9 protein-coding genes are annotated in these 19,060 nt (G+C 50.1%); 6 read left to right on the top strand and 3 right to left on the bottom strand.

The window, feature by feature from the left end:
- Positions 1-104 precede the first annotated feature (104 nt).
- A complete protein-coding gene (locus tag Pla110_RS12155; RefSeq protein ID WP_144996022.1) occupies positions 105-1,553 on the bottom strand; it encodes a cryptochrome/photolyase family protein in 1,449 nt (482 codons plus the stop codon).
- 158 nt (positions 1,554-1,711) lie between these two features.
- Between Pla110_RS12155 and Pla110_RS12160 the strand changes: the two genes are divergently transcribed.
- From Pla110_RS12160 to Pla110_RS12170, 3 genes are all read left to right on the top strand, one after another.
- Positions 1,712-2,677: a sigma-70 family RNA polymerase sigma factor gene (locus Pla110_RS12160; RefSeq protein ID WP_197440164.1), complete on the top strand. Its 966-nt coding sequence runs from the start codon at positions 1,712-1,714 to the stop codon at positions 2,675-2,677.
- Between the two features lie 196 nt (positions 2,678-2,873).
- The gene (locus Pla110_RS12165) at positions 2,874-3,173 is read left to right on the top strand and encodes a hypothetical protein (protein ID WP_144996024.1); all 300 of its coding nucleotides are present in this window, start codon (positions 2,874-2,876) and stop codon (positions 3,171-3,173) included.
- Positions 3,170-3,634: a thiol-disulfide oxidoreductase DCC family protein gene (locus Pla110_RS12170; RefSeq protein ID WP_144996025.1), complete on the top strand. Its 465-nt coding sequence runs from the start codon at positions 3,170-3,172 to the stop codon at positions 3,632-3,634. The genes Pla110_RS12165 and Pla110_RS12170 overlap by 4 nt, the downstream gene beginning before the upstream one ends.
- A 96-nt stretch (positions 3,635-3,730) precedes the next feature.
- Here the strand turns inward: Pla110_RS12170 and Pla110_RS12175 are convergent, their stop codons facing one another.
- Both Pla110_RS12175 and Pla110_RS12180 read right to left on the bottom strand, forming a co-directional pair.
- Positions 3,731-4,411: a hypothetical protein gene (locus tag Pla110_RS12175; protein WP_144996026.1), complete on the bottom strand. Its 681-nt coding sequence runs from the start codon at positions 4,409-4,411 to the stop codon at positions 3,731-3,733.
- A gap of 238 nt (positions 4,412-4,649) precedes the next feature.
- Positions 4,650-6,452, bottom strand: coding sequence for a hypothetical protein (locus Pla110_RS12180; RefSeq protein WP_144996027.1), 1,803 nt, complete (start codon positions 6,450-6,452; stop codon positions 4,650-4,652).
- A gap of 1,466 nt (positions 6,453-7,918) precedes the next feature.
- On the opposite strand from Pla110_RS12180, the gene Pla110_RS12185 reads away from it, so the two are divergent.
- The 3 genes from Pla110_RS12185 to Pla110_RS12195 all read left to right on the top strand — a co-directional run bounded on the left by Pla110_RS12185 (position 7,919) and on the right by Pla110_RS12195 (position 19,051).
- The gene (locus Pla110_RS12185) at positions 7,919-9,454 is read left to right on the top strand and encodes an SDR family oxidoreductase (RefSeq protein ID WP_144996028.1); all 1,536 of its coding nucleotides are present in this window, start codon (positions 7,919-7,921) and stop codon (positions 9,452-9,454) included.
- A gap of 122 nt (positions 9,455-9,576) precedes the next feature.
- A complete protein-coding gene (locus Pla110_RS12190) occupies positions 9,577-10,761 on the top strand; it encodes a phosphopantetheine-binding protein (protein ID WP_144996029.1) in 1,185 nt (394 codons plus the stop codon).
- 241 nt (positions 10,762-11,002) lie between these two features.
- Positions 11,003-19,051: a type I polyketide synthase gene (locus tag Pla110_RS12195; RefSeq protein ID WP_144996030.1), complete on the top strand. Its 8,049-nt coding sequence runs from the start codon at positions 11,003-11,005 to the stop codon at positions 19,049-19,051.
- Positions 19,052-19,060: the final 9 nt, after the last annotated feature.

The following is a 19,060-nucleotide window of genomic DNA, read 5'->3' on the forward strand; positions in this document are numbered from 1 at the left end:
GAAACTCTACGAGTTCCTCACAGCGGTGAACGGTTTTTGACAAGTCGCCCCCTGTTCAATCATGATCACCCATAAGGGTACTCCCTGAAAAACCCGTTCTCCTATCATTTAATTTTCTCGTAAATCGCCAGTGCCGCTTCACGGGCCTCCTGATGATCGACGAGTGGCTCGGGGTAGGTTTCTCCTAACGAGATCCCAGCATCTTTCAAGACATCTTTCGGCGCCTCCCAAGGTTTATGAATCCATTTGTCAGGTAATTCACTGAGTTCAGGAATCCACTGTCGTATGTACTTTCCACTTGGATCATACCGCTCTCCCTGAAGGACCGGGTTGAAGACACGGAAATAGGGGGATGCATCCGCACCGCTGCCAGCGACCCATTGCCAACCCAGCGTATTGTTCGCTAAGTCCGCATCAACAAGCGTGTCCCAGAACCATTCCGCTCCTGATTTCCAGTTCTGGAGAAGATCTTTCGCCAAAAACGAACCCACAATCATCCTCACTCGGTTATGCATCCAACCTGTTTCCCATAACTCGCGCATCCCGGCATCGACGATTGGATACCCAGTCATTCCCTGCTGCCATTTCTTGAGATCTTTCGCATTATTATCCCAGGGGAAGTCATCGAACTTGGGTTTAAGCGATTTTTCCGTCGTGTGGGGAAAGTGATACAGAATGTGGTAACCAAATTCCCGCCAACCTATCTCACTGAGGTAAGTATCGGCTCCGGGTTGTCCGTTATCTTTCCGTTTCCGGTTAAGGTGAACTTGCACCGCATGACAGATCTGTCGTGGGCTGATCTCACCAAAGTGCAGGTGAGGAGACATCCGCGAGGTTCCGCTCTTCGCAGGAAAGTCTCGTTCTCCTTTGTAATCGTCGATGCCGTTTCGAATGAAATTACTCAGGCTTTCATGTGCTCCCTGTTCCCCGGGTGTCCAGTATTCATGAAACGAGTCCGCCCAATCGAGTTTCGGTAACAAATTAAAATCATCAAGCTTGCAGGATTCGATTCTTACCTTCTCAAATGAAATGGCTTCCGGTGCAGAGAGCGGTTTGTCCGGATCAATACTGGCGAGAACATTCTTCCAAAAAGGCGTGAAGACCTGATACGGATCACCTTGTTTCGTTTCAACTTCCCATGGTTCACGTAGCAGACTGCCATTGAAACTGTGGACTTCAATTCCGGCGTCTTTCAGCGACTTTTTCAGTCCAGAGTCTTGCTTGATAGCGTCAGGCTCGTAACGACGATTCCAGTAAACAGCCTCCACATCGTGCTCTCTAATCAACCGTTCGATGACAGACTGAGTCGGCTCTCTAAAGAAGAACAATTCTCCACCCTGCTTCGCGTACTGATTCCCAAGCTCCAACAAAGAATGGTGGAGCCACCAGCAACTCGCTGAACCCGCATCGCACGCCTCTGATTCTTGGCGGTTCCACACAAAAATGGGAATAAGTAGCCGACCCGATTCAATTGCAGAGACGACGGCCGAATTATCCCCAAGCCGTAAGTCCCTCCTATGTAATACGATACAGATTTTTTTCGACTCAGACATAACTGACTTCCTTTAATAACCTAGTAGTGCTTTTCGTTTGACTATAGTCGACCTGGTAACAAATGAACGTTTTGGACGTTTTTTCATTTGATTCCCTGTCGACTTTGGCTATCATAACAGGACACAGGCTCGTTTTGGATGTTTTCAAGGACAAAACAATGCACATTACACTCGAAAAGAACGATTTGCACGATTCCGAGGCGGTTAGTGAAAACTGGTCAGCTTCGGATGAGACTATTATTTACGACCCTGCAGTTGAAAAAATGCTGATGCAGGAGATCGGCTATATTTATGATGATGAGTTTGAGAAGCTCTCGCTAACCAAAATCAAATCCGAGTTGAGTAAGACTGACTTATACGAAGGAATTGATGGTTCAGCAGTTGCCTCGCCTGATTTCCCATCTTATCTGGCTGCGTTGTACGATATTCCATTACTAACTGTAGATGGAGAACGTGTCCTGTTCCGTGCCATGAACTATTATCTTCATCTTGCTAACCAGAAGCGTTCATCACTCAATTCTCGACGCTATACCAAACGCCAGATTGTTCGGATTCAAGAGCATCTGCAAACAGCCTCCGACCTTCGACAACAGATCGTTAAATCCAATTTACGACTGGTCGTTTCGATTGCCAGAAAGTATTCACAAAATCCTCATCAGCTTGAGGAGATGATATGTGAAGGCAATTTCATTTTGCTGAAAGCGGTCGATAAGTTCGACTATGCCTTAGGATATCGATTCAGCACCTACGTAACCCATTCCGTGCAGAGACATTTATTTCGATTCATGAAAAAGCGACAGCGGATTCGAACAAATGAAGTCGATTTCCCTGACTCACGCTCTTACGAGAATCTGGGGATTGAGGAGGCTGAAGACTCCTTATTGGAAGCGACCCGTTCCGCACACAACCTGATGGATTGCATGAAAGATGTGCTGGATGATCGTGAACAGTTTTTGATCCGAGAGCGATTTGGCTTTGACGGAGATGGAAAAACTCGAACACTGAAAAGCTTGGCTGGAGATATGGGAATCTGTAAAGAGCGTGTTCGACAATTACTCAACAAAGCGCTCAACAAACTGAATGAATTTGCTGCCGAGAATCCTAACGTTATCAACCCTCTATAATGTTTCCTGACTCACAGCATTGCTGTTCCGTACTTCATTGTTCAGAAATACTTTTACTATGAGCTGGATACTGAAACTTCATCTTGGTTCAACCCTGTTTATGACAGGCCTTATCTGGTTCGTTCAACTAGTGCATTACCCACTATTCGTTAGAGTCGGCGAGTCTGATTTCTCATCATACGCACGAAGCCATCAGATGCGAACATCGATCGTGGTGATTCCGGCGATGCTCTGTGAATTAGTGACAGGCTTCTTTCTTTTATTGTTTCCTGTGAATCAAGTCCCAATCGACTGGGCTTACGTTAATGTGATCATGCTGGCTGGCATCTGGATGTCAACTTTCTTTCTACAAGTTCCCTGTCATACTAAACTGACCACGGGCTTTAACTTGGACACCTGCAACCGACTCGTCTCCGGTAACTGGATCCGAACATTACTCTGGTCAGTTCGCAGCATTACTCTTCTCTACTTGCTGACGAATGGAAGTCAGTCATGAATGCGAAACAACGAATTGAATCTACTCCGGTCCAAATCGATTGCAAGTCCTCAGGCTCCTCTGATAATCCCAACACCGATCACCGGCTCGCGATTTTCTATGATGGCGATTGCCCATTATGTCGCCGCGAGATTGAAATGATTCAACGGAAGGACAAGGAGGAGAAGTTGTGCTTCGTAAATATTGCAGCGTCTGAATTCAAAGCGGAAGATTTTGATAAAACCCGCCAGCAACTGATGGCAGAATTACACGCGCGAAAAGCAAACGGTGAGTGGATTAAAGGCGTCGAAGCATTCCGCCAAATGTATACGTTAATCGGTTGGAAAGGGATCGTCAGAGTTTCTCGGCTCCCTATTATTGAACCGCTGCTGAACTGGGCTTATAGAATCTTTGCCCGGAATCGCCTATCTCTAACGGGACGACGTGGCGCATGCAATGAAGATCTCTGTCAACGCGATTAAGTTCGCGGAGAGAATAGCATCGCACCGGATCCTCAAGCCATTTTCATCGTCACCTATCGAGGACGATGAAAGCCTACCAACCTATTCGCTCGGCGATTACCAGTTATTAAGTTCCATTTGGGTCCATTGCTTGTCGAATGGAAAAGAAGCTTTGCGCAGTATCTTTGCTCCGGAACAATAGAAGTTGTGTTGTGTGAACCGGCACCACACAAGTTTAGCGACCATTAATTCCTGTTGGTGTTCCGTCGTAGGCAGGAGCACGGCAACTTTACGATGAACGATTGGGCGTTCATGGAAAAAAGCAAAGCCTCCTGTCGAAACGTTCTTACAGACGACGATGCCCGGATCTCCGATCGGCATTTCCTGTTCATTGCAAACAGGTACTAACAGCAAGTCGGACTTATGCGGAACCCGATGGTCCCGGCGCTGATCGTACCGAAAGAACGACTTGCTCCAACTGGCGGTCAGTTGTTCTGTATTGTCTAGTAAACGCACGACCCGCTCTTCCAACTCGACGGCGGTTGGAACATTTCCCAGACTATTCCGGTCTATCGGAAATGTTTCAGGAAGTTCTGAATCGGAAAGTTGTATTTCGTCCGCCGATGTTGATTCACTGCTCATAGAGAACAAGTCCTGCAAATGTGAATAAGGAAAACAACCAGAATAGGCCATTCCCTGCTCACGACGATTTAAAGCCAGGACAGGGGAGGTGAAATCGTCGTGAATTTGATGTTTGGCAGGTCGAATTTCGATCACATAGTGTACAGAATAGGACACAATTCGATTTCAACCTACTACTCCAGAGCAGTCAATTGATCCAGAGTGATACAGAAACTTAGGTCACAATTGCAGGATTGGCAAATAATTAACGATTTCCGTCTCCGTTCAGGTTATCGGCATCACATTGGCTTCCATTGGTCTGCGAATCAACAAAAAAAGACCTCCACCTAATCAGGTGGAAGTCTGCTTCTTCCTTTATTTAGCCTGAGACATCAGGCCTATCAAACAACATTTCTTATTGAGCACCCGGTACTGGTGGAGCCAGCACGGTCGCTTCGGTGACAACATCGACTTCGATCGGGTTCGAAGCGGCACCATCACCACGGATGACAAGAATCTCTGCAGATTGGTCGTCAGCACCGATAGGGATATTGGGAACCTGGAAACGAATTCCCAAGTCATACCATCCGTAAATTTCAGCTGGATACTGCTCTCCCTCGTAAACCATGAAGAGTTCACCTGGTTCTGGACCAAACCCTTCTCCTGCGATATTCACGATGGAACCCATGGGAACAGTGTCCGATTCCGGAGCGAAGGCCCATGGGTCAATCGGCAGAATCTCTTGATTGTTAAGCCCGATTCCATTGTTCTCACGGAACACATCATTGACTTCACGACCACTATCCACGATCACGTGCAAGAAGGAGAAGGGAACTTTACGATCCTGCTCATCTCTTCCCATCACATTCACCTCAAATGGAAGTCGAATATCGACAGAGGTGACCTCATCCGCTTCAAGTCGTTCAACTCGCACGCCTTCCTGAGGAAGACCGTCTACAGGACGATCATCGGTGGAACCGAGTAAGGTCACATTGAAACCCTGTTCGATTGGTGCCGAGCTATTGTTACGAACCCAAACGCGATAGCGTGGTCCCAATTCTTTTTCAACGTGTCCCGAATCAACAAATCGAACAGCCAGTAACTGGACATCAACTTCGTTAGGACTGGCAACTTCTGCTGGTGGAACATCCACCCAGGTGCCACTAGTCGCGACAGGTAATGGTTGCCAAACAGGGGTTTCATAGTATGTCCAGGCAGGAGCCGGTTCACAGATGATAGGACGAACGATGATTGGGCGTGGGTCACAAATCGGGTAACAGTGATCCCACCAGCTCCAACTCACCCAGTTGCTCCAACGAGGAGTCCAGGTATAGCGGGGATAGAAACCAGGACCGGCGTACCATGAACTGAAGTGCGTATGAGTAAAGTCACGGTGAACACCACCAATGTGACGTCGATTACGCCATCCACCATTGTTTCGAAGGTCTACAGTCAGATCGAGACGACGGTTCAAGTCACCACGACGTTGATAGTCGAATTGGCGGCCCAGGTTGACACGACGACCGATATCAATGTTGGCGATTCGATCCAGTTTCTCAGGACGAATCACGCGATCAATCCCATTGAAACGGACATCGCGATCACGATTGTCACCGTCTCGTGCAATCAATTTCCCCCCTTTGAAACCATGGTCGTTGATATTTCTGATGAAGTCTTTGTTATCTTTTCGATCGACTTCAAACTTAGGTAAACGCTTGCCTTTCAGGTCTTTGCGATCGACTTTACCACCATCAGACAAAAGTCGTTGACGGTCGAAGGTCGGAAGTTTGTCCATTTTAGGATCGTCACGAAAGCTTGGTCCTCGACCATCTTTTCCCTTATTGAATCGGTCACGAATGTTATTAGCATTCTGATTGTCCTTGGAATTGTTGGAGCGATTTTCGAATCGATCCCTCAAACCTTTTCCCTCTCCGTTGCGATCAGGTTGTTTCATGTCCGGACGAATGTTTTTACCGATATCGCCTTTGTCATTCCCTTTTCGGTCCAGCAGATTGCCGGGATCAGGACGATTGTTGTCAGGTCTGTTTCCATTCTCTTTACCAGGATTTCGAAGTCGGTCGCGTAAGCCACTGACGTCTTTGTTACCGATCTTGTTTCGATTGTCGTTTCCGTTGGACTGTCCTGGTTTCAACTGACTCGAATTGGAAGGAGGGTTTTTAGAACTGTTCTGCACGTTTCCCCGGTTGCTATTTCCCAAATTGATTCCATTGTTGCTCCCGGGATTACTAAGCCGATCCCTTAAGGAATTGCTGTTGTTTTGATTCGTACTTGGACGTTGAAAGTTCGGTTTAGTTTGTATATTTGGATTACGGTTTTGACCACGATTCAGATCTCGCCGTGAGTTGTTGCCAATACTCGGAACATTATTCGATCCATTCGAATTTCCTCGATTGAAACTTGGAGGATTCTTGGATCCTGAGTTCGGTGCTGTCGGGGGTTTGAATGTTTGTTGTGGAGATTGACCACGATTAAAACTTCCGCGGTTACGGATACTTTGCGATCCATTTTGGGTAGACTGACCATTGGACCGGGGAGAGAAGCTGCCACGAGACGAATTTTTTGAAGAGGAATTCGGTTGAGTGAAAGATTGGCTACGGTTGAACTTGCTGGAGTTGCCCCGATTGGAACTTCCCCGATTGGTATTCTGCGATCGATTTTGAGTCGATTTAGAATTACCTCGCGATTGGCTGGAAAACTTCCTAGCTGACTGTTGAGGCGACTTCTTACCGCCTGAGCGTTCTTTTTTGTCAGCCCCATGCACATCAGCCATGACGAGGCCCAAGGCAAGCAAGCTCCCCATCGTGTAGATCAGAAAGCGGCTAGGCAGCCTGAGTTTAAAGCGTGCGGATGAGAGAGATTTCGTCGTCATGAGAAGTGCCTCCGGATTGGAAGGTTAGAAGTGAAAGAGATGGAGTACCAAGGAGTATTGCGCATAGCATGCCAAACTCATTGATATCCGGCGCACCTGGGAAGAAGGGAGTTCATCTACCGGTATATCACGGATTTAAAGCGTATGACACCATAATCAGAAGGATCGATTTAAAAGTTCCACACTCGCCAATGCGTTGTCAATTTGATTTATCTCGATCTTTTTGACAACATCTTTGACTGACATTGGGTAAGGAGAAAGACTAAATGCCATGGTTCAAACCATGAGATTTAATCGTTAATAAGATCACAACTGGAACATACGGTCGGGGGAACAGGGGCGACTTTACGAAACGTGAGGTTTTTTCGAATCAAGTACTCTGGGAGAAGATCAATGTTGTAAAGTAGTAACACTGGATGTTATGCGGGGAAAATGGTAAATTTTAGGCTGGTTTGCTCTAAAAAACCCTTAGCGCCGTGTGCCCGACCAACCTGAATCAATTGTGGGTCAATTGGTTCAACCTAATTAAGAATAGGCATGGTCGGTACTTACGTTGCCAACCTGATAACGTGCAATAACGATTCAAGAGGTTATTGATTGAGTGCAGAAAACTCGGTATAGTCGAGTTACACATCTGCCTATCTTGAATAACCTCCATATATACACATAAGTTCAACACAGCTATTTACGTAAAGCCTTTCAGAAGGTTGGGGAACACTTCTGAACCGAGGCGTCGACTGTTGTTATCTAGCGACCACGGAGGTTCGCACCACTCAGGGTATAAAAGTCACCAAATGGAATATCTACTCCTTTCGGGTGCATCTGGACTGCTGGGAACGTATTTGATGCACGACCTGATGGGTCGTGGGGTCAAACTTGCGGTACTGGTTCGTTCCAATCGAATGGCCTCCGCAGCCCAACGTGTGGAAACTCAACTCGCGTTTTGGGAAAAGCAGCTGGGTCATACATTGCCGCGCCCCGTGATATTAGAGGGTGATCTCTCGTCATCGACATTAAATATGTCGGAGGCCGACCTGAAGTGGGTGGAGAACAACTGCAAGGCATTCATGCACAATGCTGCGAGCCTGACCTTCTACGCAAAAGATGAAGTCGGTGAGCCCTGGAAATCCAACAGAGAGGGAACTCGCAATGTACTCGCCTTCTGCAAAGAGCGTGGCATCCGAGAGTTCCATCACGTTTCCACTGCTTACGTTTGTGGAAAACGTCGGGGCGAATTAATTCGAGAGACCGACGTTGATGTCGGTCAGGAACCGGGTAACGATTACGAACGAAGTAAACTCGATTCGGAATTAATGGTACGTAGCGCCGACTTTATCGATTCGCTTACCGTTTATCGTCCGGCCATTATCGTCGGTGATGCCAAAACGGGATATACCACGACCTATCACGGTTTTTACGTTCCGCTCAAACTGATCGCGACCTTGCTTTCCAAAGTCGCTGCAGGAAGCGCGTCTCAGGAAATGATCAAAGCGGGTATCCGCATGGGAAGCGTGCGTCTGCAACAGGCATTAAATGTTACCGGCGACGAACAGAAAAACTTCGTTCCGGTCGACTGGGTTTCTGCTTGCATGACCGAAATCTACTGCAATCAGGCAAATCATGGCCAGACATATCATCTGACTCCGCGGAATACCGTTCCTGTAACGATTTTCCAAAAGGTCTGGGAAGAGATCTTCTTCGAGTTCAATGAACTCCCTAAGGGTGAAAACAGCGACGCGACGATTAACTTCGATGAGTTCGAAAGTTACTTCGTCAATCAAATGAAAACATATCAGTCTTACTGGGGTGACGATCCTCAATTCGACTATAGCAACCTGGATAAAGCCTGCCCCAACCTGCCCTGCCCGACGATCGATGAAGAGATGATGAGGAATCTCTGTCGGTTCGCCATCAAGGACAACTTTGGCTGGCCGAAACCCCCCGTCGTTAAACCGGAAGCAACTGTGAACAGCTATATGGAAAACAAATTTCCAGAAGCCTCACCGTCCGGTAATACCGAACAGCACAATTACTCTCTTTGTGTCAGTGGCGAAGGGGGAGGTGATTGGGTGATCCGGGTAGAAGGTGGCACGATTATATCGGCTGAACGGGGAACAGGTTCAAAAAGCGAGGGGAATCTATGCCTGAACATGCACACGTTCCTACGTCTCACCCAAAAAGAAGTTACAGTTGAAGAAACCATTCAGACTGGACAGTTGCTCGTGGAAGGTTCCGAGACCAACGATGCCGTCAATCTACTGAAACAGTTAATTGAAGAAGACTCTTCTCTTACGGCAAATCGTTCTCAGTCTGTCACGATGCATACTTGAGACACATCCTGCTTGCGGCATTAAAATTGCGTTCTTAACCGTTGGCAATCCTGACAAAGACATCAACAGTAATACACCGGATCATATAACAACTAAGTACTTTTTGTACCTGGAGCATTAACGTGAGTTCAACGATCAACCCGGCAGGGTCCGCAGCAGGACATCCTCAAGGTCAAGGCCAAGCTCAGCCACAAATCATTCACTTTGACGCCACGATTCGCCGCAAAGATAAAATGCGAAATAAGGCGATTGGCACACAGCCCAATGCCCCCGCGTTAAACGGCCATGCCGTCGCGGCTGTTCAGCCGGCTATGCCTCAGGCTGCTCCTGCACCAGTACAACCCACTCCTGCTCCAGTCCAGGCAGCTCCGGCGCCCGTGACAGCCGCACCAATGGCAGCCACTCCTGTGCAACCAGCTGCACCTGCTCCGCAAGCAACTGCAGCAGCCAGCCCGGCTGCAGTGGACAACAGCAATAAAAAGAAACTCACGATTCCGGAACTCGAACAGTTCCTGATTGACTTCGTAGTCGAGCAAACCGGTTACCCGGCCGAGATGGTCGAACTGGACGCCGACCTGGAAGCCGACCTCGGCATCGACAGCATCAAAAAAGCTCAGATGTTCGGAGAAATTGCTGAACAGGTTGTTCTGGATGTCGAAATCGAAATGTCCGCAGATATGTCTCTGGACGACTTCCCGACTCTGCGAAGCATTATCGAATTCATCACGACACCGAAAGCAGCACCGGCCAACGGTACTGCCGCTCCGGCGGTTGCCGCACCAGTCGCTTACGCCTCACCGGTTGCTGCCCCTGTTGCAGTAGCTCCTGCTACACCCACCCCTGTTCAGCCAACTCCGGCTGCTCCGGTACCCGTCGCCGCGAGACCAGTTGCCCCCGCAGCACCTGTTCCAGTTCAACCAGTCGCGGCTGCTCCAGTAATGCCTCAGCCCGTACAAACAGTGGCACCGACAGCACCTGCTGCACCCGTCACCGCCTCACATGCACCAGCAATGAGTAACGGTGCTGCCGCAACTTCAACCGTGCCAAAGAAAAAGCTGACTCCAGCAGAACTGGAACAGTTCCTGATCGACTTCGTCGTTGAGCAGACCGGTTATCCCACTGAGATGGTGGAGATGGATGCCGACCTGGAAGCCGACCTTGGTATCGACAGCATCAAAAAAGCACAGATGTTCGGTGAAATCGCAGAGCAAGTCGAACTCGAAAAAGAGATCGAACTGACTGCAGATATGTCGCTCGATGATTTCCCAACATTGCGAAGCATCACCGAATTTATTCAGCAGTCCTAAAGACTGACGGACTGACCGGAAGTACTTGAGCTCTTTCCAGTGCTTCCGGAAAAAAGGCAGAGAGATCTGCGATTCAGTCCATAGATTTCCTACACCTGAATTAACCCAATCGAAACGGTCGCGCCCTCGGTGCGTCCTTTGGGTTAGGGCACAATTAAATAAGTTTGAGGGACTCTGTCCCTCTTTTTCGCATTTCATCATTACTGTTGAATGTAGTTCAAAACAAAAGAACGACCTGACCATGCAAAACAGCTCAGATAAACCATTGGCAATCGTCGGACTGGCTTGTCGTTTACCCGGTGCAGACAACATCGATGAATACTGGGACATGCTCATCAATGGCAAAAGCCAGTTGGGAGAACTTCCCATTGAGCGATTCGATCCGGAACTACATTACAGCCCCCGCAAAGATGACCCCACCCGGTCCTACACGCGACTCGGCGGTATCGTTCCAGATCGCCCAACCGATCTCAATAAATGCCCCCTGCCTGCCGATTCTCTCGAACGATTTCACAAACTGCATCTGAACCTCTGCGAAGTTGCCTACGATGCTTGTGTAAACGCTGGATATGATCCGCTCAACATATCTCAGGGAAAATCGGGCGTCTATATCGGGCACACTCCTCCGGGTCAAACCGTTGGCAAACTGATTCACGCCTATCAGATTGAACACTCTACAGAACTCCTGAAGTCGTCGGAAAGCCTCGCTGCTGCCGCTCCTGGTCAGACGGACGATGTCATCCAGGAAATGGTCGACACTGTCCGTAACGAGTTTCCAGAAGATCATCCGGCATTCAAAATCTGCTCGAACGCTTACCACGCCGCTGGCGCCATTTCATCAGCCTTCAAACTGGATGGTCCTGCGATGGCGTTTGACGCCGCGTGTGCTTCCGGTATGAGAGCCTTCGCCGCTGCCAGTCATGCTCTGCAGTTGGGTGAAATCAACATGGCGTTGATCGGGTCAGCTTCTTACAGTAATTCGGATACACTGACGCTCTTCTCACAAGCCCAGTCCGTGAGCCCAACTGGAACTCGTCCTTACGATAACAATGCTGATGGTTTGATCGCTTCCGAAGGGTATGTCATCTTCGTGATGAAAACTCTGGAACAGGCCATCGCAGATAACGATGACATCAAAGCTGTCGTACGCGGCGTAGGAGTTTCTTCCGACGGCAAAGGCAAGAGCCTGTGGGCACCACGTAAAGAAGGCCAGATCGAAGCAATCAAACGTGCCTACGGTGGGGACCTCTCCCCTTCGCAGCTGCAGTACCTCGAAATGCACGCCACCTCAACACAGGTTGGCGACGCCACCGAGATGGAAGCCATTACGCAGATCTTCAAAGATCAACTCCCGGAAGGTTATCAGATTCCGGTTGGAAGCGTGAAAGCGAATGTGGGGCACACGCTGGAAACAGCCGGTATGGCGAGCATCGCCAAGACCATCCTGGCCATGAACGAGGGGCTCATTCCGCCTCAGATCAACATCACAGAACTCAACAAGAATATTCCTTGGGACCAGATTCCTTTCTACGTCCCACTGCAAGCCTACCACTGGCCAGAACCTGCTCCCGGAAAACCTCGGCTTGCCGCCGTGAACGCATTTGGTATTGGTGGCCTAAACGTGCACGTCGTATTGGAAGGTTATCAACCAGAATACTCGAAGGCGCTCGTCAAGAAACAAAAACCCGAAGTGAAACTTGACGCCGATGATGAAGCCATCGCCATCGTAGGACGAGGCGCGATTCTTCCCGGAGCACGCACCATCGAAGCTCTGTGGGATCAACTCAACAGTGGCCAGGACTTCTTTACCGATGCTCCTGCCAGCCGTTGGAACAAAGAGTTGGGAACAAGCAAACCAGGCGAAGATGACCGCTGGTCCATTCCCATCACGACCGGTGCCTACATTACCGACTTTGAATACGACTGGAAGAAACACAAAGTTCCTCCCAAACAGATTTTGAGCGCCGATCCTCTGCAGTTCATGCTGCTCGATGCCACCGACCAGGCCCTGCAGGAAATTGGCTACCCCGAAAAACCGCTCGATAAAATGCGAACGGGAGCCATTGTCGGAACCATCTTTGGGGGTGCGTTCACGAACGATCTACAACATGGTTTAAACCTGACCCGCAACCGGAAAATGCTCTCCGATATCCTGCGTGGTAAAGGAGTCGCCGAAGATCAGATCGAAGCGGTTGCCGAAGAGTTTCAGCAGCAAATCCTGAAACGATACCCAGCGTTGATCGACGAAACAGGCAGCTTCACTGCCAGCACGCTTTCTTCACGCTTAACCAAAACATTCGACCTGATGGGCGGCGCTGTTGCCGTCGATGGTGGAGAATGCAGTTCATTCGCCGCTTTGGCAACCTGTATCGATATTCTGCGATCGGGTGAAAGCGACGTCATGATCTGTGCCAGCGGTCAACGCGCTTGTGACTTCGCCAGCTACCAGATGCTCAAAGTCAATAACCTTCTCTCCCATCAGGAAACCTCGCACGGCCCCTTTGGTAAAGACGCCGATGGTGTCATTCCAGGTGAGTCCGTTGGCGTGGTCATTCTCAAACGTCTGTCAGATGCTAAACGGGATGGCGATAAGATTCACGGCATCATTCGTGGCATCGGTTGCTCACGTAAAGATGACCTCGCCGAAGGCCTGCAATCCGCCATGGAACGGGCACTCGAAAACGCCGGCATTAATGCAGAGAATGTCTCACTTGTCGAAACAGCCACCGGTGGTGCTCCTGAAGAATCACGGGCAGAAATTGATGCACTGACCAAAGTCTACGGATCCAACGCCCGCCGGGCTCCGCTCTACCTCGGTTCGGCTGTCGCAATGTACGGTCACTCACGCGGCGGGTCAGGAATGACATCCTTACTCAAATCAATGGGTGAACTGGCAAACACAACATTGCCATCATCACCCAATATGGATAACTGCGCAAATTATCTGGCCGACCAACAGAACACACTCTGCCCCGTCAGCGAGAACACCGCTCTAGTGGGCCTGAACGAAGACGGAAAAGTTTACGCCGGCATCGATTCCTACGCTGAATCCGACGTCTGCTACCATCTCATTGTGGAAGGACCGACAAAACTGTCTTACGAACCCGAAAACCTGACCACGACACCGGCTGCTGCATCTTCACAACCAGCCGATACTCCTAGCTCCGAATCATTATCATATGGGGAATATTACATTGCCCGCGTGAGTGCTGTTGATTGGGATGAACTGAACCGAAAGATTTCAGGCTTGGCGAAGACCGATTGGCGTCACAGCAATTTCACTGCCGGTGAAAGCTGTCGCTTAACGATCGTGGCTCGCAACGACGAAGAATTTGCTAAGAAGATCACCCTACTGCAGAAATCATTCACGTCAGCATCTGCCCCGACAATCCTGGCAGAACGTGGTGTCTTCCTGCAACAGATCACGCACAAAGCGAAAGTCGCATTCTGTTTTCCCGGACAGGGATCGCAGTTCAAGAACATGCTGAGCGATGTCATCGAGTACAGCCCCGCAGCAGCTCACGCCTACAATGCCGTGAACGCCGCATTGACTGCTCATAATCTGCCCAGCTTCGACGCCCTATCCGGCGAACAAGAATGCAGTCTCGACGACGTCTCACAGGTACAACTGTCAGTAATCGCCGCTGATTACATTATGAGTGAAGCGATTCGCGAGATGGGTGCCCATGCCGACCGGGTCTGCGGTCATAGCCTTGGTGAACTCGCCGCTCTCCTCTGTGCAGGAAGTTGGAATATTCATGAGGCGATCAAAGCAACGAAAGCCCGTGTCGACGCCATCAATGCCACAGGCGAAGCCGCCGGCACCCTGTATTCGACAACAGCACCTCTCGATGTTGCACAACGATGTTGCTCCGACACACCGGGAGCCGTTTACGTTTCGCATTCCAACTCACCCGAGCAAACAGTAATTGGTGGAGCAGAGGAAGCTGCTGCCGAAGCGGCCAAAAGAATCGAATCAGAAGGTTTCAAAGCAATCAAACTGAAAGTTCCGGGCGCCTTCCACACTCCACTTCTGGAAAAAGTTCGCGAACCTTTCTTTTCGACCATTGATCAAATCGACTTGGAACCACCACGGACCCCTCTGTTGAGTAGCGTGACTAATAAATATGTCTCCGATCCAGCTGATATTCGCGACAATCTGAAATCACAACTGGTCACACCGATCAACTACGTGAGCTTGATCGAGCGATTCCTGAAGGAAGATATGGACCTCCTGATCGAAGTTGGTCCTGGACATGTCTTAACCGGACTAAACAAACGAATCGTCGGCAAACGACCAATCGTTTCCGTTGGTTGCAACCACGCGAAACGAAGTGGCCTCGAACAGCTCGCAATCGTCCGCGCCTGCCTCGAAGCTTACGGTTGTCTTAACTGGACCGATGAGCTGATTTCATCTGACATAGGAACCCGAGCAGACTCCACAACCGCCATATCAAACGTCGCTGGTCACTCATCAACCGGAGATGGAACTCTGTTTACCGATGAAGCACTCGTGCCAGTATTGAAACTGGCAGGGTCATCTTACGAGATGGGATACCAGCACGGAACAGAACTGAAAGCTGAAATTCGCCAACTCTTGCGTCGCTACACCAACCTGGCCGGAACTCGTTGGTCGCATCTGTTTGATGTTGCTGAACTAGCCAGTCAGTCTGACAAACTGTTTACGGCTGAAGCCTTGGAAGAACTTCGCGGTATCGCAGCGGGGGCTGAAGTCAGCTATGACAGCTTGCTCGCCCACAATATCCGACTCTTCCTCGATGCAGGTCAAGGTGGACTAACAGCCGCCGTTACTGCCCAAGCCAATCCTGACACCGGTTTGTTACATGCTGCGAACGAAGATGTTCGTAATGCTCTGCCACTGAATGACTGCCTGCAACGGGTTGCCCAGGTTCGCTCGCCTCAGGACGGCCCCAGCTACCTGACTTTCGCGATCGCGGGACAGGTCGGTTGCCTCACAGGTATCAATTCATCCGGTCTGGCGATCTCCATGACTTGTCTGCTGGATACGAAAGCAAACAGTCAGCCTGCTGGTCAGTTACAGACCATGCTGGTCAATGGTTTGCTGGCGAACGCAAGCGACATTGACTCCGCTCTGGAAATCATCAAGACACATAACACCCGAGGTGCCTGGACTCTCTGCATGAGCCATGCAGCAACGGACCGGGTCTGCTTCATTGAGTTTGACGGAGCCAACTATCATATCCGCCCCGCTCTCTCCTCTTTAATTGCCACCAACCATCAGCAATTGAACGAAGCTGCCGACAAGAACCTTACCGACTCCGAAGTGAAAGCGTCTCATCTGCGGTACAACCGCCTGCGAGAACTGCTGGGTGATGCCGGAAGCATTCCAGTTTCGGCCGAACGCTTCGGTCGAGTCCTGCGAGATGCACACGATCCTGAAAACCAGGACGACAGCAAACATCCAACTTTAAACAGCGTCAAACGGTCGGACAATCACATCAGCGTGATCATGCAACCCGCCTCCGGAAAAGTCTGGGTTACACCTGGCCCCAATGCGAACGGGCATCGCGATAATTTTTCAATGATTGATTTGTCAATACTATTACCCGAGTGGCAGTCGGTTAAAGCAGCACCAGTAATTGCTGCTGGCCAAGCCAACCAGGTATCAAATGTACCTGCAGAAGTTCAACAGACTTCTGGCAACCTGCCGAAGATTGAAACGGCACACGTCCAAGTCACTGTCGATCAATTACGGTCTGCCTGTGACAACGCTCTCAGTGCAGCACCTGACCAGGTCTGTCATCGACAACTCGTTCGCTTACTGGAACGTGATGCTGTGGCACCAGCCTTGCCCGCATTTCATGGCCCGGCAATCATCCATGGTGACAACGCCGATGCACTCGCTCTTAAAGCGTATCTCGAAGCCAACGGCGTCGGTGTAATGCTTCTTCCTTCGCGATTGCCCGCAGCAGACTGTGTCGCCGCCGTGGAAGCACAGTGGAATGTCGCACCCGCAACACACCTGTTCCTGATGACCGGTCGCGATGTTGATGCTATCACGACTCTGGAAGAATCCAACTGGGCCGATCGCCGCGAAGTCGGTGTCATTGCTGCTTATCAAGTTACTCAGAAATGGTTTGAATTTGCTTTCAAAGCCAAGATGCTCAATGAATGCACACTCGCCGCAGCCACCTCTATGGGTGGAGACTTCGGTCTGACTGGCGAACTAAGAAACGTCGAAGGGGGAGCGATCAGTGGTCTGCTGAAAGCGGTTCAAATGGAATCGCACATGCAACACCAGACTCCTGGATTCCTCGCCTGTGTTCTCGACTCGGAAAACACAACCGACTCCAACTTGCTGGCCCAACTGCTTTGCTCAGAACTGGCTGCCCGCCACACCGATGTCGAAGTTGCCTACAAACAGGGAGGTCGATATGTCGTGCGACCCTATGCTGAGTTCGCCCCCACCGAACAGAAAATCAATCTTCCGGCAGGATCGAACATTATCGTCACGGGTGGAGCCCGAGGGGTCACAGCCGTTGTCGCTCGCGAGATGGGAAAAAGATTCCCCGGAGTCAAACTACACCTGATCGGGTCTAGTCCTCTGCCCAGTCTCGCCGACAGCTACTACAGCATGTCAGAAGAAGAGCTGAAAGATGTTAAAGGGGCTGTTATGAAAGAAGCCCTGGCGAATGGTGAAAAACCAATGGACGCCTGGGGACGGTTCGAGAAAGCACTCGAAATCGGTCGCACACTTCGTGACTTCGCCTCCGAAGGCGTCAACGCAATCTATATCGGATGTGATATCAGTAACCGCACTGCCTTGGCCGAACTACTCAACTCCATTCGTACCGAACATGGCCCCATCAGTGGTGTCATCCACGGTGCCGGATTCGAAAAAGCAACCCGTTTCGATAAGAAACAGGAAGAACTCGTCCGCCGCACGATTGGAGCCAAAGTGGACGGTGCCGCCAACCTGCTCGCCTTAACCGAACAGGATCCGATTCAATTCCTCGTTGCCTTCGGTTCTGTCAGCGGTCGCTTCGGTGGCGTTGGTCAGACCGACTACAGCGTTGCGAACGACATGGTAGCAAAACTGATGGACTGGTCACGAACATCTCGCCCCAATCTTCCCACCGCTGTCTTCCATTGGCACGCCTGGGACGACGTCGGAATGGCCGTTCGCCCGGAATCACAACATATCCGCAAACTGCATAACATCAACTTCATGCCTTCTCTCGAAGGAGCGAAGCACTTGCTGGATGAAATCTCCAGCGGACTGACTCAAACGGAAGTGATCATCACCGAAGTGAACAGTTTTCGGTCACGCATTGAAGAAGATGCCCAACAACCTGGCCCGGCTGCTGTCGTCGATCAATCGATCGCACCAGTAATGGAAGAACCAGTACTACCACCGATGGTAGACCGAATCATCAGCCACATTTCTGGTCAGGAAATTGTAGTCGAAACAGAACTCGATCCGACTGCAGACGTCTTTCTGACGCAACATCAGTTCAAACAGCGTCCTATGTTCCCTGTTGTAGTCGCGATGGAAGCGATGGCCGAAGCAGCACAGTTGCTTGCCGGCCCCGACCTCAAAGTCATCGGTCTACGGGATCTGAAAATCATCAACAGCATTCGATTCCCCACCGATTCGAATGTGCTGATGAGGACGACTGCGACTCATCAGGCGGACGGAATTCATGTTCAGCTTGGAATCGATTACTACAACCGACGAGGGGTGCTGCTTCAACAGGACCGAGCCTGTTTCCGCTGTATCATCGATGTCGCACCGGAATTTGAGTCACTCAGCCGACCGGAACCGATCGAACCAACCCAACTCTTCCCCTGCACCTTCCCTCCACTGGAAGAGGCCGTGATCTATCATGGTCCCATCTTCCGCTCGATTAAGGACATGGGATCGGTTGAAGACCTGGGAATCGCCTACTTTGATACCCCCGACCTGAACGATGTCGCCGGACGTCGCGCTCGACCTGGCTGGATCATGCCTTCTTCACTGTTAGATGGCTGCTTTTTCGGCTGTGGAGCGTACTTGTGGGTCGTTCGATCTGGAGTCATTGCGATTCCTAATGGAATTCAACGAATCTCACTTTGTGGTTTACCTCAAACAGGCGAACGCTGTACAGCAACAGTTCGCTTCTGTGGTCAAGACGATCACCATGGTCGGTTTGATGTTGTCCTTTTCGATAGCCAGAACCGAGTCGTGCTCGAAGTTGAAGGATACGAGAACCACATCGTTCCGGGAGCCAACATGCAGGTCAGTGTCGAATCCGATCTGACCAAGTAATCCTATTAT

The sequence above is a fragment of the Polystyrenella longa genome, assembly GCF_007750395.1.
GTDB lineage: Bacteria > Planctomycetota > Planctomycetia > Planctomycetales > Planctomycetaceae > Polystyrenella > Polystyrenella longa.